This window comes from Marinobacter sp. ATCH36 (assembly GCF_023555055.1).
Taxonomy (GTDB): Bacteria; Pseudomonadota; Gammaproteobacteria; order Pseudomonadales; family Oleiphilaceae; genus Marinobacter.
Genome location: NZ_JAMJPL010000001.1, coordinates 1,137,580 through 1,158,947, shown reverse-complemented (window position 1 = coordinate 1,158,947; position 21,368 = coordinate 1,137,580). Strand labels below are relative to the sequence as shown.

20 protein-coding genes and 1 other RNA gene are annotated in these 21,368 nt (G+C 55.9%); 8 read left to right on the top strand and 13 right to left on the bottom strand.

Going from position 1 to position 21,368, the window contains the following annotated elements:
- Positions 1–64 precede the first annotated feature (64 nt).
- Positions 65–1,744 (top strand): DNA repair protein RecN, encoded by a 1,680-nt coding sequence (recN, locus tag M8010_RS05195; protein ID WP_250089416.1) that lies wholly within the window; start codon positions 65–67, stop codon positions 1,742–1,744.
- An 87-nt stretch (positions 1,745–1,831) separates the two neighbouring features.
- On the opposite strand, the gene fur is transcribed toward recN, so the two are convergent.
- Positions 1,832–2,242: a ferric iron uptake transcriptional regulator gene (fur, locus tag M8010_RS05190; protein ID WP_250089414.1), complete on the bottom strand. Its 411-nt coding sequence runs from the start codon at positions 2,240–2,242 to the stop codon at positions 1,832–1,834.
- 122 nt (positions 2,243–2,364) lie between these two features.
- Between fur and M8010_RS05185 the strand changes: the two genes are divergently transcribed.
- On the top strand, positions 2,365–2,691 hold the full coding sequence (locus M8010_RS05185; RefSeq protein ID WP_250089413.1) for an outer membrane protein assembly factor BamE: 327 nt from the start codon (positions 2,365–2,367) through the stop codon (positions 2,689–2,691).
- A gap of 7 nt (positions 2,692–2,698) precedes the next feature.
- On the opposite strand, the gene M8010_RS05180 is transcribed toward M8010_RS05185, so the two are convergent.
- The 3 genes from M8010_RS05180 to M8010_RS05170 form a co-directional block, all read right to left on the bottom strand.
- Positions 2,699–2,980, bottom strand: coding sequence for an RnfH family protein (locus tag M8010_RS05180; protein ID WP_250089409.1), 282 nt, complete (start codon positions 2,978–2,980; stop codon positions 2,699–2,701).
- Entirely contained in the window at positions 2,977–3,423 is a 447-nt protein-coding gene (locus M8010_RS05175; RefSeq protein WP_250089407.1) for a type II toxin-antitoxin system RatA family toxin, read from the bottom strand. The genes M8010_RS05180 and M8010_RS05175 overlap by 4 nt, the downstream gene beginning before the upstream one ends.
- 77 nt (positions 3,424–3,500) lie before the next feature.
- The gene (locus M8010_RS05170) at positions 3,501–5,117 is read right to left on the bottom strand and encodes a sodium-dependent transporter (RefSeq protein WP_250089405.1); all 1,617 of its coding nucleotides are present in this window, start codon (positions 5,115–5,117) and stop codon (positions 3,501–3,503) included.
- 179 nt (positions 5,118–5,296) lie between these two features.
- Here M8010_RS05170 and smpB point away from each other — a divergent pair, with 179 nt between their 5' ends.
- The 3 genes from smpB to ssrA all read left to right on the top strand — a co-directional run bounded on the left by smpB (position 5,297) and on the right by ssrA (position 7,789).
- A complete protein-coding gene (gene smpB / locus M8010_RS05165) occupies positions 5,297–5,776 on the top strand; it encodes an SsrA-binding protein SmpB (RefSeq protein ID WP_250089399.1) in 480 nt (159 codons plus the stop codon).
- A 140-nt stretch (positions 5,777–5,916) separates the two neighbouring features.
- Positions 5,917–7,344 (top strand): WS/DGAT/MGAT family O-acyltransferase, encoded by a 1,428-nt coding sequence (locus tag M8010_RS05160; RefSeq protein WP_250089397.1) that lies wholly within the window; start codon positions 5,917–5,919, stop codon positions 7,342–7,344.
- An 81-nt stretch (positions 7,345–7,425) separates the two neighbouring features.
- Positions 7,426–7,789, top strand: a transfer-messenger RNA (tmRNA) gene (gene ssrA / locus M8010_RS05155).
- Between the two features lie 61 nt (positions 7,790–7,850).
- Here the strand turns inward: ssrA and M8010_RS05150 are convergent.
- Both M8010_RS05150 and M8010_RS05145 read right to left on the bottom strand, forming a co-directional pair.
- On the bottom strand, positions 7,851–8,531 hold the full coding sequence (locus M8010_RS05150; protein WP_250089394.1) for an SOS response-associated peptidase: 681 nt from the start codon (positions 8,529–8,531) through the stop codon (positions 7,851–7,853).
- Positions 8,532–8,580: 49 nt separating this feature from the next.
- On the bottom strand, positions 8,581–9,852 hold the full coding sequence (locus tag M8010_RS05145; RefSeq protein ID WP_250089392.1) for an NAD(P)/FAD-dependent oxidoreductase: 1,272 nt from the start codon (positions 9,850–9,852) through the stop codon (positions 8,581–8,583).
- A 280-nt stretch (positions 9,853–10,132) separates the two neighbouring features.
- Here M8010_RS05145 and M8010_RS05140 point away from each other — a divergent pair, with 280 nt between their 5' ends.
- Entirely contained in the window at positions 10,133–11,041 is a 909-nt protein-coding gene (locus M8010_RS05140) for an MBL fold metallo-hydrolase (protein WP_250089390.1), read from the top strand.
- A 170-nt stretch (positions 11,042–11,211) separates the two neighbouring features.
- Complete coding sequence (locus tag M8010_RS05135; RefSeq protein WP_250089388.1) at positions 11,212–11,655, top strand: DsrE family protein; 444 nt, start codon at positions 11,212–11,214, stop codon at positions 11,653–11,655.
- 39 nt (positions 11,656–11,694) lie between these two features.
- Here the strand turns inward: M8010_RS05135 and M8010_RS05130 are convergent, their stop codons facing one another.
- The 4 genes from M8010_RS05130 to M8010_RS05115 all read right to left on the bottom strand — a co-directional run bounded on the left by M8010_RS05130 (position 11,695) and on the right by M8010_RS05115 (position 15,349).
- Positions 11,695–12,297, bottom strand: coding sequence for a cytochrome b/b6 domain-containing protein (locus M8010_RS05130; protein WP_250089387.1), 603 nt, complete (start codon positions 12,295–12,297; stop codon positions 11,695–11,697).
- Positions 12,294–13,913, bottom strand: a complete 1,620-nt coding sequence (locus M8010_RS05125) for a tetrathionate reductase family octaheme c-type cytochrome (protein WP_250089384.1) — start codon at positions 13,911–13,913, stop codon at positions 12,294–12,296. Before M8010_RS05125 ends, M8010_RS05130 begins: the two co-directional genes overlap by 4 nt.
- A 97-nt stretch (positions 13,914–14,010) precedes the next feature.
- Positions 14,011–14,556 carry a rhodanese-like domain-containing protein gene (locus tag M8010_RS05120; protein ID WP_250089383.1) on the bottom strand — a complete coding sequence of 182 codons (546 nt, stop codon included), beginning with the start codon at positions 14,554–14,556 and terminating at the stop codon, positions 14,011–14,013.
- A 166-nt stretch (positions 14,557–14,722) separates the two neighbouring features.
- Positions 14,723–15,349 carry a peroxiredoxin gene (locus tag M8010_RS05115; protein ID WP_250089381.1) on the bottom strand — a complete coding sequence of 209 codons (627 nt, stop codon included), beginning with the start codon at positions 15,347–15,349 and terminating at the stop codon, positions 14,723–14,725.
- Between the two features lie 202 nt (positions 15,350–15,551).
- Between M8010_RS05115 and M8010_RS05110 the strand changes: the two genes are divergently transcribed.
- Positions 15,552–16,151, top strand: coding sequence for an exopolysaccharide biosynthesis protein (locus tag M8010_RS05110; protein WP_250089380.1), 600 nt, complete (start codon positions 15,552–15,554; stop codon positions 16,149–16,151).
- A 182-nt stretch (positions 16,152–16,333) separates the two neighbouring features.
- Here M8010_RS05110 and M8010_RS05105 read toward each other — a convergent pair whose 3' ends face one another.
- From M8010_RS05105 to M8010_RS05095, 3 genes are read right to left on the bottom strand one after another with little or no spacing between them, the layout of a single operon-like run.
- Complete coding sequence (locus M8010_RS05105; RefSeq protein ID WP_250089378.1) at positions 16,334–18,004, bottom strand: acetolactate synthase large subunit; 1,671 nt, start codon at positions 18,002–18,004, stop codon at positions 16,334–16,336.
- A gap of 32 nt (positions 18,005–18,036) precedes the next feature.
- Positions 18,037–20,061 carry a hypothetical protein gene (locus M8010_RS05100; RefSeq protein WP_250089377.1) on the bottom strand — a complete coding sequence of 675 codons (2,025 nt, stop codon included), beginning with the start codon at positions 20,059–20,061 and terminating at the stop codon, positions 18,037–18,039.
- 53 nt (positions 20,062–20,114) lie between these two features.
- A complete protein-coding gene (locus M8010_RS05095; RefSeq protein ID WP_250089375.1) occupies positions 20,115–21,347 on the bottom strand; it encodes an ATP-grasp domain-containing protein in 1,233 nt (410 codons plus the stop codon).
- Between the last annotated feature and the right edge of the window lie 21 nt (positions 21,348–21,368).

Below are 21,368 nucleotides of genomic sequence, written 5' to 3'. Positions count from 1 at the left end.
CTGTATATATTCACAGTCACTGTATGTAATCACAGTATTCAGGAATCGAGCGGAGGAATTCTGCATGCTCACACAGCTAACCGTCTCCAATTACGCTATTGCCGAAAGGGTTGAACTTCAGTTCGGAAAAGGAATGACAGCGCTGACCGGGGAAACCGGTGCTGGCAAATCCATTGTTCTGGATGCCCTTGGCCTAGCCATGGGCGGCCGAGCTGATGCCGGCGCTGTGAGGCATGGTGCCAAGCGTGCGGATATCACAGCCACCTTCGACGTGTCCGCCATTCCAGAAGCCACGCTTTGGTTGGAAGAACATGAGCTCGACGACGACAACGAATGCATCCTCCGCCGCGTTATCAGCAAAGATGGTCGCTCCCGCGCCTTCATTAACGGTCAGCCCTGCCCCCTCGCCCACCTGAGGGATCTCGGCAGCGCTCTGATGGACATCCACAGTCAGCATCAACACCAGTCACTGTTGCGCAAGGAAACTCACCGTAAATTGCTGGACGAGTTTGCCGGTGTGGCTTCGCTGGGAGAACAAACCAGAGAAGCCTGGAAAGTCTGGCACAAAACCCGTCAGCGGCTGACAGAGCGCCAGCAAAATGCGGACGAGGCCGAAGCCCGGCTGCAATTGCTGCGCTACCAGGTAGAAGAGCTGGACCGCCTGGCGCTGGAAGCAGGCGAACAGGCGCTACTTGAGAAAGAGCAGGAGCAGCTTAGCCACGCAGATGCGGTGCTGCATGGCAGCCACCAGGCTTCCCTGCTTTGCACCGAAGATGACAACAGCGCCGCAGACCTGGTACGCCAGGCGCTGCAGCAACTGGAACAACTGCCCGTGGAAGTTCCGGCGCTGGCAGAAACCATTCAGATGCTGAGCGAGGCCCAGATTCAGATCACCGAGGCTGGCGATAACCTGCGGCATTTTGTTGAAGATTACGACGCAGACCCAACCAGGCTGGCCGAGGTGGAAGACCGCCTGAGCGCCATTTATCAAATGGCACGAAAGCATCGCATCACTCCGGAAACGCTGCCTGAATTCCACCAGAGCCTCAGCTCCGAACTGGCCTCGCTGGATGATGGCGAAGGCAGTGTTGAAAAGCTGGAGGCGGAACTGGAAGAGCAACTGGCTCAGTTTAACAAGCTGGCGACACAGCTTTCCGAGGCGCGACAGCAGGCAGCCGCCAACCTGGACCAGCGTATTGCCGAAGAACTGGCGCAACTCAGCATGCCCGCCGTCCAGTTTGTGACCCACCTGACCCGTAACAAAGGCGACGAGCCCGCCCCCCATGGCCTGGAGGACATTGAATTCCTGGTCAGTGCCAACCCGGGGCAGCCTGCCCGGCCGCTGGCCAAAGTAGCCTCTGGCGGTGAATTGTCCCGTATCAGCCTGGCAATTCAGGTAGTGGTTGCGCAAACCTCCACCACGCCGACCCTGGTATTTGACGAGGTAGACGTAGGCATTGGCGGCGGAACCGCTGAAGTGGTGGGTCGCTTGCTACGGAGTCTTGGTGATAGCGGGCAGGTTCTGTGCGTAACGCATCTGGCCCAGGTAGCCGCCCAGTGCCATCAGCACCTGTTCGTCAGCAAGTTCACAGAAGCAGACGCAACCTACTCGAAAATCGAGCCGCTAGACGACGATGGCAGAGTAAGCGAAGTTGCCCGGATGCTGGGCGGCGTTGATATGACCGAACACACCATTGCCCATGCCCATGAGATGTTTACCAAGGGCCAGGCAACACATCACTGAAAGTTGGCAGAAAAAAGCGTATTCCCCTCTCGATCCTGAGAGTTGTTGGGGCGGGCTCAAACACCCGCCCCTTTTTTATCCCGGTTTTCAGGACTTGATGGGCTTCACGTAAAGAATCAGGCTGTGATCGACGATCTCGTAGCCACGTTCTTTGGCGATCTTCTGCTGCCGTTCTTCTATGACCTCGTCAACGAACTCGATAACCTCTCCGGTCTGCGTGCAGACCATGTGGTCATGGTGGTCGTCACCGGCCATCTCGAACACCGCGTGCCCACCCTCAAAGTTGTGGCGCAGAACCAGTCCTGCAGCCTCAAACTGGGTCAGCACCCGGTACACAGTCGCCAGGCCCACGTCATCACCCTGCTCCAGAAGCTTTTTATAGACATCCTCAGCGCTGAGATGATGCTCCTCGGAACTCTCCAGAATATTGAAGATTTTCACTCGCGGCAGAGTGACTTTGAGACCGACTTTACGCAATTCGGTGTTTTCGGATGACATGTTACGATTCACTCTTTGGTGTGCTTCACGGCTTCCGGTATGATGGAGCCGCATGTTAACGGTCAGACCGTGTCACACCTGCCCCTGGCAGGCGATTTCAAGATAGAGGATTTCCCCCGGCGATGCAAAAGATCACAGCTCTCATTCTCACTCTTATCATGACTGGCTGTGCCTTCCCAGGTGTGTACAAAATCAATGTACAACAGGGGAACGTACTCACTGATGAAGAGCTGACTTCACTGGCGGAGGGAATGTCCCGCAGCCAGGTTCATTCCCTGTTGGGCACGCCGCTGATGACCAACCCGGCCGACCCCTCCAGAGAATATTACGTTTACACCTTCCAGCAAAGCGGTGGTGACATCGAGGAACAGCGGGTTATTGTCTACTACGAGAACAACCAGTATTCCTATTACGAAGCACAACTGCTGGAAGAAACCCCGGCGTACTGAGCCAGCATCAGGCCTTCTTCTTTGCCCGGTTAAGCCGGGCCTGCTTGGGATCAATTTTCAGCGGCCGGTAGATTTCAACCCGGTCGCCATCCCGCAGCTCATGGGCAGAAGGGTCCTTGATGACCTTACCAAAGATTCCCATATCGTCCTTTTCCGGATCAATTTCCGGAAACACAGCGGTAATACCGGAACGTCGCACTGCCTCCAGCGCTGACGTACCCACTTCCACCTGCAAACAGATTATTTCCTGCCGGTCTGGTCGGGCGAACGCCACCTCCACGTCAATCACGCCCCACCTCCGCGGTAAAGCTGGTCAGCACGCCGACAGAAAGCATCCACCATTGTGGTTGCAGCCTGATTGAATACTGGCCCGAACGTCATTCGCGATAGTGATCCGGAAAACTCGAATTCCAGGGTCAGAATGACCTTACAGGCATTATCATCAAGGGATTTGAAGTGCCATCGCCCACTGAGATTGCGAAACGGCCCATCCACCAGGTTCATTTCAATGGTATGTGGCAGCAATAGCTGATTGCGAGTGGTCAGACGGTGACGGATTCCGCCCTTCGCGATATCCATCGAAGCCACTATCTGGTCACCCGTCTCTTCATGAATTTCAGTATCGGCGCACCAGGGCAGGAACTCCGGATAACGGGCTACATCGTTAACCAGGTGAAACATGCGGTCTGCCGGATGCATAACCAGCGCTGTTTTATCAATCTGATGGGGCATTAGGGGCGAACATCCTGCTTGATACATGCTTGAATAAATGACACTGCGGGAGCCTGGACCGGCGAAGTCAGCTCTTGTCAGACGCTATGATAAAGGATCTCGTCCTCCTTGGGACCACCTTCACCTCCATTTGCGCCATTCTGCCCATTAACCGCCTCGGTTGGCGGAGGCTCCCCATCCTCTTCCCCGCCATCGTCACCATCGTTGCTCCGGGTTTCTTGATAATCTTCGCCAGAATCTTCTGGGTGCATCGATTCCGTAGCGATTGCTTCCGTCGGGTCGCACCACAGGGCAGCGCTTCCGGTATCGCACATTGCCGCCAAAGATACCGTTGTGTACTGAACGCCGATATACGCAACAACCAGAGGAAGCACCAGCCGCATCACCCAGAACCATATTCCCCGGAAAAGTGCCGGAGCCCTTCCCAGTATGGTAAAGGTCAGGTTACGGGTCAGGAACCAGCCAGCGAACACTGCAATCAGGATACTTACCATCGGAATCAACAGACCACCGGTGGCGAGCTCAAACCACCGAAATACTGTGCCGCCGCCAAAGCGCTGTTCTGACCAGACGTTGAAGGACAGCAAAGACCCAAGCCCCAGGAGCCAGACCAGCACGCCCATCAGAAACACCGACCAGCTCCGCGGAGCACCTGTCCATTCGCGAAACCACCCGACAACCGGCTCCAGCAGGGATAGGGAGGTTGTCCACACGATCATCACGATCACCAGAAAGACGCTCGCAATCAGAAACTGACTGCCAGGCATCTCGGATAACGCCAATGGCAGGGACAGGAAAAGCAGGCCAAAGCCACGCTCGCCTTCCATTGAGTGCCCGCCGGGAACCAGCGAGTAGATTGCAAGGCCGGCAACAATAGCGATCAGGGTGTCCATCAGCACCACTGCCAGCACTGAGCGTTTGAGGCGAGTGCCGGCTGGTGTGTAGGCGCCAAACAGTGTCCAAACGCCCATCCCCAACCCCAGTGTAAAAAATGCATGGAACAGGGCTGCCTGCAAGCTTTCCCGGGTTACGTCGCTGGGATGGAAGCTGAGCATGAAATCTGATGCACTGCGAAACTCGCCCGTCCAGACAGCCAGCCCAGACAGCACCAGTACCATCATTAACATCAACGGAGCCACCACCCGCACAGCGCGCTCAATACCATCAACCACACCCTGCATGGAGACCCATATCACCAGTACCAGGAAGAACCCGTGCCAGGCCATGAATACGCGATAGTCCTCGGGGTCTGTAACCAGCGCGGACAGGGTAACCGAGGCTTCTGCCTCTCCTGCGCCAATAAACCGACCCATGGCGCCATAAAAAACGTAGGCCAGTGCAATGGCGCCAAAAACGGCTGTGAAGGAAAGAACGAGAAGCGCGGCAAGAATGCCCATCCTTCCCGGCCACACCCACCAGCGGGAGCAACGAGCCCTGCGTACATATCCATCCATAGCCAGAACCAGGCCATGGCGGGAATGCCGCCCCATTGTGGACTCCGTTATCATCAGCGGGAGGGTTATCAATACCAGGCAAACCAGATAGAGCAGGATGAACAGGCCACCACCGTGCTTGCCAGCGAGGTACGGAAACTGCCATACATTAGCCAGCCCAAAGGTTGCCCCGGTTGCAGCCCAGAAAAAGGTGGTTGGCCGGGTCCACGACCCGATAGCTGTTTCGTATGGAGTAGGCATTCCATTCCCTGACGACATCTGAAAAGACATTGTAGCGGAGTAATTGCGGCCCATACGACCATCGGTACAGCCAATCACGCCGATTTCGTGACCGATCTGGCACTACTGAGCTACAATGCGCGCTTTTCCGGCATGATTACGCCCGGTAAATTCCTTGTCCGACTCCGGATCATCGATTCATGAGCAAGAAGAAACCCGGCGCACCAAGCGCCACCATTGCCCTGAACAAAAAGGCAAAACACGAATACCACATCGAGGAACGCTTCGAGGCCGGCCTGGCTCTGCTGGGCTGGGAAGTGAAGTCCCTTCGTGCTGGTAAGGCGCAACTGACGGATGCCTACGTGTTGTTGAAGGATGGCGAAGCCTGGCTGCTCGGCTCCCACTTCACACCACTGATCACCGCCTCAACCCACGTGATTGCAGACCCGACCCGTACTCGCAAGCTGCTATTGCATGCCAAGGAAATCGGCAAGATCGTGGGCAAGGTGAACCAGGCCGGCTATACCTGTATTCCGCTGGCGCTGTACTGGAAGAAGAACAAGGTAAAGTGCGAAATCGCCCTGGTGAAAGGCAAAAAACTCTTCGACAAGCGTGCCACTGAGAAGGAAAGGGACTGGAACCGCCAGAAACAGCGCATACTCCGCGAAAACAACGTCTGATTCCGACACCCCACCAATCACAAATAATCTGACGCCGGTCATGGCCGGCGTCAGCTGATCTGTCGCATACTCACTCTCTTTGTTCAGATTTCCAACAGGCCTATACTCGGGAATTCCGGTGCATGGCAAAGGGAGAGCTTATGTCACCCAAACAAACACCAATGTCTGCCGTTGACCACGCCTGGCTCCGAATGGACACACCCCAGAACCACATGATGATTTGCGGCGTGTGGATGCTGGAACGCCCTGTTTCCATGAACCGCCTCAGGCACACGATTGAGAAACGTTTCCTGTGCTTCGACCGCTTCCGGCAAAAGGTTGTGGAAATCGGCGACCGGGCCTACTGGCAGGACGACCCCCTTTTCGACCTGGACAACCACCTCCACCAGATCGCCCTGCCGGGCAAAGCCGACAAGGCCGAGCTCCAGAAACTGGTCAGCGACATGAACAGCACCGCACTGGATTTCCGCCAACCCCTCTGGCAGATGCATTACATAGACAACTATGAGGGCGGCGCCGCGCTGCTGATTCGCATCCACCATTGTATTGCTGATGGCATCTCACTGGTCCGGGTCATGTTGTCACTGACGGATAAAACGCCTGAGCCCAGACTAAGCAAGGTTGCGTCGCAGCATCGCTCAAAACCTAGCCAGAGATCCGCGATCCAACAATTGCTTCATCGCGTAGTGGACAACGTCCAGACCGCCACAAATCAGGGCAAGCTGTTCATTCAGTCCGTTCGGGAAGAGCCCAACTATCCCCTCAAGCTGGCATCGACAGCCAGTGCCGTGGCAATGGACCTTATCAAGCTAGGCCTCGCCCCCGTTGAACCCAGAACCGGGCTGAAAGAGCCACTTTCCGGTCGCAAACAAGTGGCCTGGGCAGACCCTCTAGACCTGGCAGACGTAAAGGCCTGCGCCAAGGCCCTGGGCGGCACCGTAAACGATGTGCTGCTCTGCACGGTCACCGGGGCTTTACAACGGCACTTTGCCGCGCACAAGGAACCTGTCCCTGAATGCGGAATCCGCGTTGCCGTTCCATTCAACCTGCGGCCTCTTGATCAACCCATAGAAACCCTTGGCAACAAGTTCGGCCTGTTGTTGGTTACCCTGCCGGTGGAAGTTATGGACCCGCTGATGTGCTTCCGACAGGTACAGGAGAACATGAACCGGCTTAAACGGTCCTACCAGGCCCAAGTCACCTACAGCCTTCTGGATTTGTTCGGCCGTGGCCCCGACTTCGTGGAACGACGCGCATTGAACCTGCTCAGCAACAAGGCGTCTGCCGTACTGACCAACGTTCCGGGACCAAAAGAGGCCCTATACCTGGCTGGCAGCAAGCTGACCCAACCGATGTGCTGGGTGCCCCAGAGCGGTAATATCGGCATCGGCATGAGCATCCTCAGTTACGCCGGCACCGTTCAGTTCGGCATTACCGTCGACAAAGCCATCCACGCCGACCCGAATGCGGTGATGGATTATTTCCGGCAAAGCTTCCAGGCCCTGAATCACGCGGCGCTGGCAGGCCGACAAGGCGGTTCCGGACACAAGACAGGGGAAGTGGCGTAGGTAGAATTACAGGCCGAAAGCACAAAACAACAACAAACAAACCTTGAAGTCCGGCGAACCGGACACATATACTGAGCATAAGGGGACGACATGGCTTCGACGCCGGTGGCGAACCCTTGGGTGCATGTCGAGATGGCAGCGAATCTCGTTAATCCAAAGCTGCAACGCAATAGTCGCAAACGACGAAAACTACGCACTAGCAGCGTAAGCTGCTAGTCGTCCTGACTGGGTCGCCCGTAGCCCAGAGCTACATCTCAGGACGTCATCGCTTACGGGATGCTCCTTTATCCAGAGCTCACTGGTTAAAGGCTAAGATTTAAAGAGCTCGGTTCTTGCACCCTGACTCTCGGGTCGCTTGAACTTAAATCAATAGAGAGACGCTAAACATGTAGACCTCAAGGCTGAGTACTGGCGGACGCGGGTTCAATTCCCGCCGTCTCCACCAACCAACCGAAAGAGCCCCTGATTTCAGGGGCTCTTTTTATGGCTCACTGTTCCAGCCGAAGTCACAACTTATCCGCCGCAACCTCCTCCCCCTGCCCTGTTTTTTCGAGAGTGGCCGGTGATTTAATGGGTTCCACCAACAACGGCTCTCGGATGCTGGTTTTCAGCAGGTGCTGCAGCGGATCAGTATTGGTCAGGTGTGGGTCCAGCCACATGTCGAAATCGTCCGGCCTTAGCATCAGGGGGATGCTTTTCGGATGAATATGACTGAACCGGGGATGTGGTGGTAGGGTAATGATGGTGAATGATGGAACAACATCGCCCTGGAAGTCCCAGAGCTCATAGAGGCCGGCAAACGCTATGGCCCTGTTAACGGGATGAATGTTGTAGCACTGCTTATGCCCTTTCTCTCCGGTCCATTCATGAAAGCCGCTGGCCGGGATGATGGCGCGCTGAGCGTGGAAGCGTTTTTTCCAGAGCGGGCTGCTTCCCAGGCTTCCGGAGCGGGCATTGAACGTACTGTATTTTGGTGAGGGGCGGTAACCGCTGGCGTCTGGTTTAGACTCGATAAGCAATGACCAGATAGCGTCCTGGAGGGTTCTTCCCTGGATCGTTTCGTAAACGATCTGCGCTCTCGCGCCCGGAGCGATGTTAAAGCGGGGCTCTATTCGCAGAGGAACACCAAGTTCCTCCAGGAGCCCCTGTACAAGAGGATCGTCACTCACGTTAAAACGGCCGCACATGAAATCGCCCCCTTATCTGTGGCGCGGGCCATTGTGCAGCAAGACCACTTCAGTCAGTGGTTGAGCGAACCGCAGGCTTGGCCAGCCACTCGTGTCCTTTCAGCATTCCATGCCAGTATAGCGCGGGCAACTGCTTTGCTTTCAGCCACCAGGCCGCTCTGGTGGCCTTGGTACCGTCGTTGATCCACTTGGGGAAGCTGGGCTGCAAAACGCCGCCGTAACCGAACTCCGCCAACACAATTTTGCCGTTCTCTACCGTCAGGGGGCAAGAGCCATAACCCAGATAAGCCGCGCGCAGCGGTTCACCACGCAGGCTGGCAACAAGGTTTTCAGCAACAACCGGCGCCTGTTTGCGAACCGCTGCAGCTGTTTTGGCATTGCCGGTTCCGCTGACATCCCCAAGGCCGAAAATGTTGGGGTGGGTTTTGTGGCGCAGGGTGTCGTCCTCCAGGTCGAGCCAGCCGCCCTCATTGGCCAGCACTGATTCACGGATAAACCCGGGAGCCCGCTGGGGCGGAACCGCGTGAAGCATATCGAATTCCACTTCCCGTTCCTGGCTGTTGCCGTCCCCATCGGCACTGCGGAAGACAGCGGTTCTGGCGGGGCCGTTAACGGCGACCAGAGTACTCTGGAAGTTCAGGTCGATACCGTATTTCTCAATATAGGTTTCCAGAGCAGGCACATAATCCGCAACGCCAAACAGCACCGCCCCGGCATTGTGAAACTGGATGTCCAGGTTGTTCAGTACACCATGCCGGAGCCAGTAATCCGCAGACAGGTACATGGCCTTCTGGGGTGCGCCGGCGCACTTGATCGGCATCGGTGGCTGACTGAACAGCGCACGACCCTGCTTGAGATTCTGCACCATATCCCAGGTGTAACTGGCCATGCCCTCACGATAGTTCGATGTGACTCCGTTCGAGCCGAGCGCCGCTTCAAGACCATCAATACCACCCCAGTTCAGTTCCAGCCCCGGGGCCAGCACCAGCGCGTTGTACTCAATGGATGAGCCATCATCCAGAACGACCTGGTTGGTATCCTGATTTACGGCTGTTACAGCCTTCTGGTACCACGAGACAAATTTCGGCATCACTTCCGACATGGCTTTGGAGGTAACTTCCGGCCGGAAAACGCCACCGCCGACCATGGTCCAGCCAGGTTGGTAGTGGTGCCTGGTAGCGGGTTCAATGATGGCTATATCAAGATTCCGGTCCCGTTTGTGAAGGCTGGCCGCGACGGAAATACCGGCGGCCCCACCGCCGACGATCAGGACCGTATGGGTTTTGAGTTCGCCTTTGGGTGTTGTTGTATTACTGATCATGCATCGAACCTCTTGTCTTTGTATGGTGCTTGTAACGCTTGAGATAAATCAAAGCCTACCAAACCAAAGGTTCTATCGTTAGATTATTTATGCATATCATCAGCCCGAGCGCTACCCTAGATTCGTATAAATAGTTTTCCGCAATTATCGCCACAAAACCGATAGCTTTATGGCATTATTCGTATTCGTCTGCTCAATTAGAAAATTAAAACTAATAGCTATATCCTAATAACAATAACATCACACCCAAGTGCTTTCAGACGATAAGGAGGGCGCACTGATGAACATTTCCCAGAATTCCCCAGCAACCAGACCGGGAACCCCGGATGTGGCGGGCTTTTTCGATCCGCGTACTTTCAGTGTTCAGTACGTAGTCAGCGACCCTGCGACGAGACAGTGCATCATCATCGACCCGGTTCTGGACTACGATGAAAAATCCGGTGCTACAGCAACACACCATGCGGACGAGCTGCTGGCGTATGTTCGCGAACAGGGTTTTTCAGTGCAGTGGGTCCTGGATACGCACCCCCACGCCGACCACTTTTCGGCCGCACAGTATCTGAAGGAAAAGACCGGTGCTCCAACAGCAATTGGTGGCTATGTAACCGGAGTCCAGGAACTCTGGAAAGGCATTTATAACTGGCCGGACTTTCCTGCCGACGGCTCCCAGTGGGATCACCTGTTCCGCGCAGGCGATGAGTTCCGGGTGGGCGAACTGAAGGGCCGGATCATGTTTTCTCCCGGTCATACCCTGGCCTCGATCACCTACGTAATCGGCGACGCGGCGTTCGTACACGACACTATTTTCCAGCCGGATTTCGGAACGGCCCGTGCCGATTTCCCGGGTGGGGATGCCCATCAGCTGTGGGAGTCCATCCAGGGTATTCTGGCGCTGCCGGAAGATACCCGCCTATTCACCGGCCACGATTACATGCCCGGTGGCCGCGATCCCCAATGGGAGAGCACTGTGCGAGAGCAGAAGCAGGCCAACAAGCACCTGGCCAACACCACGGGAGAACAGTACGTGCACCTGCGCAATGAACGTGACAGCGAATTGCCGATGCCGAAGCTGATCCTGCATGCGCTCCAGGTGAATACCCGTGGTGGACGGTTGCCGGAGCCCGAGGCCAACGGCAAGCGTTATCTTAAGATTCCTCTTGATGCTCTGGAGGGTGCTGCCTGGGAGTAGCACCCAGGCATTAACCGAATACAACCCTTTTTGCCGGGCCCCAGAGCCCGGCTTTTTTCTGGCCAGACCGGGATAATGGACGCGAAAGTGACTTTGTCACTGAAGATGACTCGGCGGCGGCTTAATCTGGACGTGAAATCTATCGATCAACTGAAGAAGGAGCCTTACCCATGATCAAATCGTTCAAAGCGATGGCGGTCGCCGCTATGATCGCACTTGCGCCATTCAGCGCTCATGCTGATAACCACAAGGGCACCATTGAAGAAGTTCTGGTAATCCTATCCAGTGATTCACTGCAGACCCAGGGTATGGCGATGGTGCTGTCCAATACCATGGCCGGGCAAGGAGCCAAGGTGAATGTGCTTCTGTGTGACAAGGCCGGTGATCTGGCGCTGAAATCCTATGAAGCACCGGCACTCAAGCCGAAAGACGTTACTCCCGGCCAGATGCTGCGCGGTCTGCTCAAGCAGGGTGGTGAAGCAAAAGTCTGCGCGCTTTACCTGCCCAACAGTGACTACAGCAAAGATGATCTGATTGATGGCGTTGGTGTTGCCATGCCGCCGGAGATGGCTGGCCAGATGCTGAATTCGGAGATGCGTACGTTCACATTCTGATCTTGTCTTGCGGAATGCCCAGGCGATCTGCATCGAGGATTAGCGGGTATCTTCGAGGTCTTCGTAGCCGGTGACCATGGGTTTGATCAGGCTGGTCAGCTTCGGGCCCATGGTTGCCATGTACACATGTGCAATAATAAAGATCAGCATGGCAAAGGCGGCTGCGGTGTGAACCAGCGCCACCGTCTCCAGTTCCAGCACGCCTGCAAGCGTTGCGGGCCAGTCGTTATAGAACAGGTAAAGCAGGCCGGTAAGCCAGATAACCGGTGTAATCATCAGCTTGAAAAACAGGTATGCCAGCCGTTGCAGCGGATTGTGCTTGGCCCGGGTGGTTTTCCGGTATGGGTGTTCTGCACCGGTAAATGTGCCAATGAGGTAATAGTGCGTCACCGCAAACAGCCCGCTCTTCGTCGGAATGTACTGGCGCCACTCGCCAGTGGTGATATGCCAGAAAATGGCGAATAACCACAGAACGATCAATGCCCAGGCAGCCAGGGTATGCAGCCGGGCAGCCTCTCCGAAACCGAGAACGGAATAACTGCCGTGAATCTCGAAGCCGGTAAACAGCAAGGCGAAGATCAGCAGTGCCTGGAACCAGTGCCAGAACCGCTCGAATCGTTTATAGATCATGACCCGGCTCATGACGGTTTCCTCCCTTTCAGCACAATCCGCATCACCCCATGAAGCACCACGCCCGCCAGAGTGAGTGCTACCAGCAGCCAGCCGATGCGATCCAGCCAGATATTGCCGTTATGCCCCGGCATATAGATTCCGGGAAGGCCCGCCAGACGGCTGTTGCTGGCATGGCAGGAGGCACAATCCAGCGCCATTTCTGCAGGAGGTACCATGTGAGTGATGGGCCAGTGCATGGTGGTTTCGATAAAGTCGTAGCTGCCGCTGAAGGGCATACCTGACATCTCACTACCCGCCTGCAGCGCTTTCGGCCAACTGAAGTTACTCCACAGGGAGGTATCGTCGGCGCCGAATACGTGGGTGGCCAGCAGAGTTTCACGCTCGGTGTCATAGGGCTGCTTGCCCTCCATCACCTTGAACGGCCAGATACGGGAGCCGGGATCATCCGGGCTGCCCTCAACGCGGTTTATTTCAACCGGAGGATGGTTCACGTCAAGTTTTTCGTCCACCAGAGTGTATTTCACCGTGCCGTCAAACCAGGCGTAGGTGGGCACCACATTTTCGCCGTGCCGGAAATCCCCTTTTTCGCTCAGATAGCTGGGATGGCCATGCTCGTCGTACTCGGTAATTGGCTGACCTTCCCCATCCAGGCGGCCGGCCGTGGACCAGTCCCACCAGACTTTTGTCGGCACTCCGCCTCGAGCGAATTCGGGTACATGACAGGTCTGGCAGGCCAGGGTATCGACATGGTCGTTGAGCTTCTGTTGCGGATGCGGCGAGTCGCCGTGGCAGGACTGGCAGCTGGCGCGGCTGAAATCGGTGTGCCCGGGCACATCGATACCCAGGGTGTCGGCAGCGTTAACCTGGTAGCGGCTGCCGGCTACCTTGTGGCCCCAGCTGGTGTGGCAGTCGGCACAGGCAAAATCCAATCCTTCAGGTGACATGTGAACGTCCAGCGTCCGCGGTGGGTCCACCAGAGAGGAGTCCAGGTCTCCGTGTTTAACGCCATCACCGCCGCCGCCATAGAAATGACAGCTGCCGCAGTTGGCGCGGCCACTGGCACCGACGTTCTGCGCGATGGTTTGCAGATCCGGTGGCTGAACCACCTTGCCGCTACCCTTGGGCCATTCCCGGGGCTTGTCTGTAGGATGACCGGCAAGGGTGGGAAACTTCCAGTAATCCCCGGTGGTGTCATGACACACGAGACAATCGACAGCGTTGTCTGCGGTTGGCGGTGACTGTCTCATGTCTTCCCAGCCATAGCCCACATGGCATGAGGTGCAACGTGGCTCGTTGGTGATGGCCATCCCGCAGTAGCTGTTAATGACCTCGCTTTTACCAAGTGTCTGGCCGGTTTCGGGGTGTTCGTAGGTCCAGGTCCAGTGCGTGGTTTCACGAAGCTGCGCGCCGGCTTCGGTATGGCAGCCCAGGCAGGCTTCCGTGACCGCCTGGGCATTTTCGAAGGGGCCTTTCAGCGTTTCAAACTTACTGTGGTCAGCCGTGGCGGGCGGGCGCCCGGCCCCATAAACAGAAAGGCCGGAGCAAATTAATGCCCCGGCCAGTGCAACATGCACAGCGAGCCTGCCAAAACGAACAGACAGATATTTCCATGCCGTTCTTTTCATGTTTTCTCCTCCATGATCCCGTCCCCGGGATCACCAGAAGTATCGACAAACTCCCTGCTGCTGCGACTTCAGAGTTGTTAACCAGTCCCGACCGCCATTATGGGCGATAGATTTTTTCCGGGTTGAGTGTCATAGACCATGGCAGGCCATCATTTTGCCAGCCACTAACAATCCTCATGCCTTTTTTCTGGCCCTCTTTGGCGCCACCACCCTGAAAGCCATTATCAATGTATTTGACGTTAGTGAAGCCCCGCTCCAGCAAATAGTCGGCACTGGGTTTGCCACGGGTTGCTCCGGAGCGACACATGGTGATGATCAGAGCATCCTTGTCCAGGCCTTTTTCCTCCAGGGCCTTTTCCACATTGGCCACGAAATCCGGATTGGTGTTCATGGCAAACCGGCCCTTGTCGGCGAGAAACTCAGAGCGATCGACCAGTTTGAAAGGGATATTCTTGTCGATCACATCGGTATAGCCGATAAACATGATCTCCACCGGGTCCCGGACATCGACAAACAGGATCTCATCACCCTGTTCCTGAACCATGTCGTAGGTCTGTTGGGGAGTGAGAGAGAGGGCGTCTTCGGCGTGGGTGTGGAAGCTGAAGGCTAGGGCTATCAATAAGCCAAATATTAAACGTTTCATCGTCGTTTCCTCTTGCAGTCAGATCATCCCGGCTGTTCTTTCAACATACTCTGCGGATCCGGGCGCCTCAAGCGCTGTTATAAGCTTATAATCTTTGGCTTGACCTTAATCAAATGGATAAAGGGCGCCTGCCAATCGGCAAGCACCCTTTTTTCCGCCAACGCGATCAGAGCTTGGTAGTGCGCAGGTAAGGACGGATTTCATTCCAGCCATTCGGGAACAGGCCCTTGGCTTCTTCGTTGGATATGGAAGGCGGAATGATCACATCGTCACCCTTGCGCCAGTCAGCGGGCAGTGCGCAGTTGTTTGCGTCGCCGGTCTGGAGCGCATCAATCACCCGCAGAATCTCATCAAAGTTCCGGCCCACAGCCATCGGATAGGTCATGGTCAGGCGAATCTTCTTGTTCGGGTCGATGATGAAAACGCTGCGTACAGCTGCGGTTTCACTTTCACCGGCGTGGATCATTTCGTAAAGCTCGGCCACTTTGTGGTCTGCGTCGGCGACGATCGGGAACTGCAGGTCACAGTTCTGGGTATCGTTGACGTCTGCAATCCACTTAACGTGCTCTTCAACCGTGTCGGTGGACAGGCCCAGGGGCTTCACGTTGCGTGCTTCGAATTCTTTCGCCAGCTGGGCAGTGCGGCCCATTTCAGTGGTGCAGACTGGAGTAAAATCAGCGGGATGGCTGAAGAAAAATACCCAGGAATCCCCTGCCCAGTCGTGAAAATTGATCTGGCCGGCGGTGCTGTCGATGGTGAAGTTCGGGGCGGTGTTGCCAAGAAGTAAACTCATGATGAATCTCCTGTCGGGTTTTGCTTTGGGAGGCTGAGTGCCTCGTGATGTCCAGATCACAATAACCCATTTGCACAAATATAGACCATACAGTTATATCTATAGATCAAATAGATTTATCGCATGAGCCTTGATTCGATCAGCAGGCACAGAAACCGATATACTCGATGCAATCATTCGCACTGCCTTTTCTGGTAAGAACATGGAAAGAAACCACAACGACGCGACCAGCATGCAACAACTGCTGGACCAGATCCGCGAATCGGCGACAGGTTCCGGACAGGTATCGGTAAACGCTATTCTCAATGGGGTGGGCGAGCGCTCTTTCGGGCCATTGGTATTGCTGGCCGGGTTGATAACCGTGGCGCCACTCATCGGGGATATTCCGGGCGTTCCGACTATTCTGGGGCTGGTGGTATTGCTGACGCTGGGCCAGTTGCTGTTCCGCAGGCACTCGATCTGGTTACCGTCGTGGATTTCGCGGCGCTCGGTCCCACGGCAAAAACTTCTGAAAGGGTTGGAGTGGCTGCAAAAACCAGCGCGGTTCCTCGACCGGTGGACCGGACCACGGCTGGTGTTCCTGGTGGACGGGCCCGGGCTTTATATCATGGCGATTATCTGCATGGCGGTTGCCATGGCGATGCCACTGATGGAAGTAGTACCATTCAGCGCCAACGGTGGCGGTGCCGCACTGATGGCTTTCGGACTTGCTATTGTGGCCCGGGACGGGCTGCTGGCCATCCTGGCGGTATCTTTCACACTGGGAACGGGCTGGCTTGTACTCACCAGTCTGATTGGTTAATACATCAGTTATTAACTGCGGCCTTGGAATCATCAAAAGCGGCCACTTCCTGTGGTGTTTCCGGCTTGCTTCACCCGGCAACTGCAGACAGTAGCAGCGCCAGCAGTGCCATGTTGAACCACGAGTTTGTCATCCATCTACCCTAAACTGATGCCAATTCAGAGCAAACGATACTACACCGGTTACAAGTTGCAGGTCAGTTTTACCAATTCTTCATCAAAAACGCGTTGGTTTTCACTGTAGTCCACGGGCACGTCGATCAAGTGCACGCCGCCAGCCGTCATGGCGTGTTTCAGCGTGGGCTGAAGATCCTCGGCGCGACTCACATGGTGGCCAGTAGCACCGTAGGCATCGGCGTACTTCACGAAGTCCGGGTTATTGTAATCAAGTCCAAAATTCGCGAAGCCTTCCTGGGACTGTTTCCACTTGATCATGCCATAGGCATTGTCGTTGATGATCAGGACCACCAGGTTGAGCTTCAACCGAACGGCGGTTTCCAGTTCCTGGCTGTTCATCATAAAACCACCGTCGCCGCACACAGCCATCACTTTCAGATGGGGGTACAGCATGGCAGCCATCATGGCACTGGGAAGGCCGGCACCCATGGAAGCGAGGGCGTTATCCAGTAGTACGGTGTTGTTGTCGTAGGCGGGGTAATTGCGGGCAAACCAGAGTTTGTACATGCCGTTATCCAACGCAATAATGCCATCTTCCGGCATCACTTCGCGTACGTCATGAACAATGCGCTGGGGGATAACGGGGAAACGGCTGTCATCAACTTTCTCTGCCAGATGACTGTCCACTGAGGCTTTGACTTCCATAAACCGCCTGAAGTCATGGGACGAGCACTGGCCACAACGCTCGGCCAGGTAATCCACGCTGTTGGCGATGTCCCCGACCACTTCATGCTGCGGGAAGTACACCGGGTCTACATCTGCGGCGCTGAAGTTCACGTGGATAACCTGCTTGCCGCCAGGCTTCATAAAGAAAGGAGGCTTCTCAACCACGTCGTGCCCCACGTTGATTACCAGGTCGGCGTGGTCAATGGCACAATGCACGAAGTCGCCGGCGGACAGTGCTGCGTTACCCAGGTAGCGGGGGTGGCGCTCGTCCACTACCCCTTTGCCCATCTGGGTGGTGAAGAACGGAATACCAGTCGCGTTCACCAGATGGATCAGCGCCTGGGAAACCCGTTTCCGGTTAGCACCAGCACCAATCATGATCAGCGGGTGCTTTGCCTTGCTGATCATGTCACAGGCCATATCCAGGCTTTTGGTGCTGGCAGTGGGCCGACGTGCATCACTGGGCTGAAAAATATGGGTGTCGATATCGGCCACTTCCGAGGCGATGTCCTCCGGTAATTCCAGATGGACTGCTCCGGGGCGCTCCTCCGAGGCCAGTCGAAAGGCCTCCCGTAACTTGGCGGGAATGGTATTGGCATTGCTGATCTGGCGCGTATATTTGGTCAGTGGCCGCATCAGGTCCACCACATCCAGAATCTGGAACAGGCCCTGCTTGGATGACTTGATGGGTTTTTGCCCGGAGATCATCAGCATCGGCATACCGCCGAGCTGGGCATAGGCAGCAGCCGTTACCAGGTTGGTGGCACCGGGACCAAGTGTGGACAGACAAACACCTACCCGGCCGGTCAGCCGACCATAGGTGGCGGCCATAAAGCCCGCCGCCTGTTCGTGACGGTTGAGGATCAGCTCAATACTGGACTCTCGCAGGGCCTCCAGCAGATCCAGATTTTCTTCACCCGGTACGGCGAAGATATAGCGAACACCCTCATTTTCCAGGGCACGAACAAACAGCTCAGCGCCATTCCGGTGCTTGTTGGCCTGTGCGGTCATCCTCTCTCCTGTTTTGGATTGATTGGCTGAACCTACCCTTCCCTCGGGGGCTCTGCCTGCAGCACTTCAGCGGGGAGCCGGTCACGGCCCCAGCTACGATGTACGCGGCCGATAACCCGCTCCAGTTCATCCACGCCAACCTCTGCAGGTTCGCCCCGCTCAAGTGGGTCGAAATGAAAAATGTATAACCGGGAGGCGAACTGCTCGAAGGTGAGGGACGCCTCGCCGAACCGCTCACCTTTACCTGCCGTGCTGACGACAACATCGTCACCCCAGTTCTGACCACTGTCGTTGTTGGGGTTATAGAAATACACCCGCATGGTATCTTCCGGGTCCAAAGTCACCCGGAGTATAGTGATGGCATGCCAGCCAATGAACCTGGCGGCACTATCGGTAACAGCGACGCCCGCAGGTTGTGGGTGGATCAATGGCTGGTTGCCATTGTAGTAAGGGTGATAACTGGCGTAGAAGTGCCGCAGGAAGGTTTCAAGATCTTCCAACTGCCCGGTCGCCACATCCACATTGATGCGGAAACCCCGCCCAGCAGACCAACCGTGGAATTCAGGATTAACCCACTCATGAGGGTCACCCGGCCGGTTGATGCACATGCGGCCCATTTCCGCATAGATTCTGTCCAGATGCGGCACCACAACCAGTGACACAGGGTCCAGATCCAATGTCACTTCTGAGGCAACCCCACCCCGGCTGGCAGCCGACGACACTGGCTGGCCCTCGAAGTGCATTATGATCTCGTTGTCCCGTGCGGCCCAGGCCACCATCTGCAGCAGATAGTCCGGGTCATTGTAAGCCCACATGGAAAGCGCGCGGGCGGACTGACAGGTGGGATTATTGCCCTGCCCCACGCCAAGAGGCTGACCCAGCATGTTCAGCACGCCCTGTATCAACCACGCCTTGGGCTGCGGCTGGTAACCGTAAGCCAACTGGATACGCTCACGCGCTTCAGCACAGATAGACAGCCGGGCTTGCCGCCAGAGGGCGGGTGCCACCGGCGGCTGGTAGAGAATCCCCCTTTCCAGCAACAGCGCCAATCCATAGAGGCCCTGCGCCGTTTCCGGGAAAACGCCTTCCCTGATCAGCTCATGCACCAGGTCCTTGTAGCACAGCAGACAGTCACGGCCAGTACTCGAGAGCCCCAGTGCTTCGGTGAGCATGGAATCCTGTTTCTCCAGGATGTAGCTCACAAATGCTGCATGGTAGGGCGAAACCAGACCAGTGTCGTGCATCGAGCGGGCAAACCCGGTTGCCTCACTCTGCAGGGCACCCGAATCCATGGATTGCAGGCGCTCTTCATAGACCGGGATTCCCGGGTCTTCCCGACAGGCCTGGGTAGGCCCATAAAGACTTGAAATCAGGCGCTCGGCTCCCTGGCCGGCACCACCCAGGTCAACATTGGGATCAACCCGGCAGAGCGCGATCTGAGTGATCATCTGCCGCACGCTGTTCACCTGTATTGGACGCTGTTGCAGGATCCGCCAGATTTCTTCAATCAATCGGTCAATGACATGTTCATAGCCGATTTGTTTGGCGACATGCTGCACGACGCCACGGCTGATCAGCGCCAGCTTGCCCTGCTCCCGTTCGGCTTCACCAGATTCACCAAACAGCATATTCAGGTTAATCGCCAGTACCTGGGTCAAATAATGATGCGCCTGCTCCGCCGATACTGACTCGTGCAAATAATCGCCACGGGCCACCGCCAGCAATCTCAGTTCGCTGAGCGCTTCGATAATGACTGTATCGGCATAAGGACTTTGCAGGGAGTGAGTTGTCAGTGACGGCAAAAGAATGGACGGATCCGCCCAGTCAGTTCCCCAGAACACACCGGCTTTCTCGATCCATTCGGCGCGTTCCTGAATCGCAACGGAACCTCCAGGCTGAAGCAGCACCCGGCGAACGGTATCGAACAACCGGGGCAGTTTGCCAGGCTTTGCAAAAGCACGGCTCTCGTCGAGAGCCGTTATGGCATCATCCAGTCGCTGCACCAGCTTATCGAAATTGACGACAGGTGCTGGACTTCCAGCGTCGGAGTTGCTCAAACTGTTTTCCTCAGAGTCTGAACCAGACCCGTTGTTGTTAATTCCTTGCGGAATTATACATAGAAATCCAGTTCTTCCTGGTGTTTCAGTAAATCTCTCATCACGTAGGGGTCTTCACCGAAGAAGTAAAGCAGGCCCCAATGCGTGCCAAAGGCGGTGCGCTTGGTGACCGTCTCTTCCATCGGCGCGGTCAATTCGTGAGACTCGAAGTACTCGTGGTTCTCGGTTTCCTCGGGCATCTCGAGTTTGCTGACCACCCGGCGGCGCGGGTAGACACCGAAACAGCCGGCGTAGCCCTTCGCATCCACCACCTCTTTCGGGAAGAAGGCTTTAACCTCCTCTTCGGTGGTTTTCGGATCGAACGTCATGATCAACGCCTGATAGGCATTGAAGCCATAGGCACGCTCAAGCAGCTCGAACACCTTGAAGCCCGGCGGACGGTAAGCCACCTCACCGAAGTACATGGTACTGTCGCTGGTGACAAAGTACTCAGGATGGATAAACCCGAATTCAATATCAAAGGTCTTGATCAGTTTCTCGATCTCACGGGTAATCTGTTCGCGGTAATACTCCAGATCCGGCGTGGCTGGAACAAATACCGAATAGCCCAGGGTGACGTATTCCGAGATGTTCAGGAAAGCGATCTTGCCGTTATGAACCCAGGCTTCGACCGCGAATTCCCAGCCGTCGAGGTGGGACTCCATCAACACCGGAAATTCTTCCTCGGGGATGGTGTCTACTTCGTCCGGTGTACGGATAACCCGATGGCCAAGGCAACCCGCCTTGTCGAAGGCTTTCAGATGGATCGGGTCGTTGGGGTCGCCGTCCAGCTTCAAGAGCGTCTGGTTTACGCGTTTGAGGAAACGGACGACGTCTTCCTTATCGTGAGCTTCTTCGAAAATACCGACACGAATACCACCCAACTGGGCGCGGCGTTTCATCAACGCCTTGTCACGTAACAACAGGGACTGACCGAACAGCTTGGGCTGGTCCATCAGCACAGAATTGATGGCACCTGCCCACTCAACGGTCTCCTCGAACAGCGGGATTGCCACGTCCACGCCCATATCCTTAAGGGTCTGCGCGATTTCGACAGAACGGTCATTAAGGCGCTCGAAGTTCCAGGGAACGTAAGGAATATCATGTTCCTGGCAATAGGTCTCAGCCCAGTCGGGGGCGACGACGACATAACGGCGGTCAAACTTGTCCGCGGCTTCGATCGCGTTCAAGCTCCAGCCCAGGAGTGCAACATAACCTTTACTCGAATCGAACTTCTGCTCGCTCATAGGCGTTCTCCTTTGGGATGT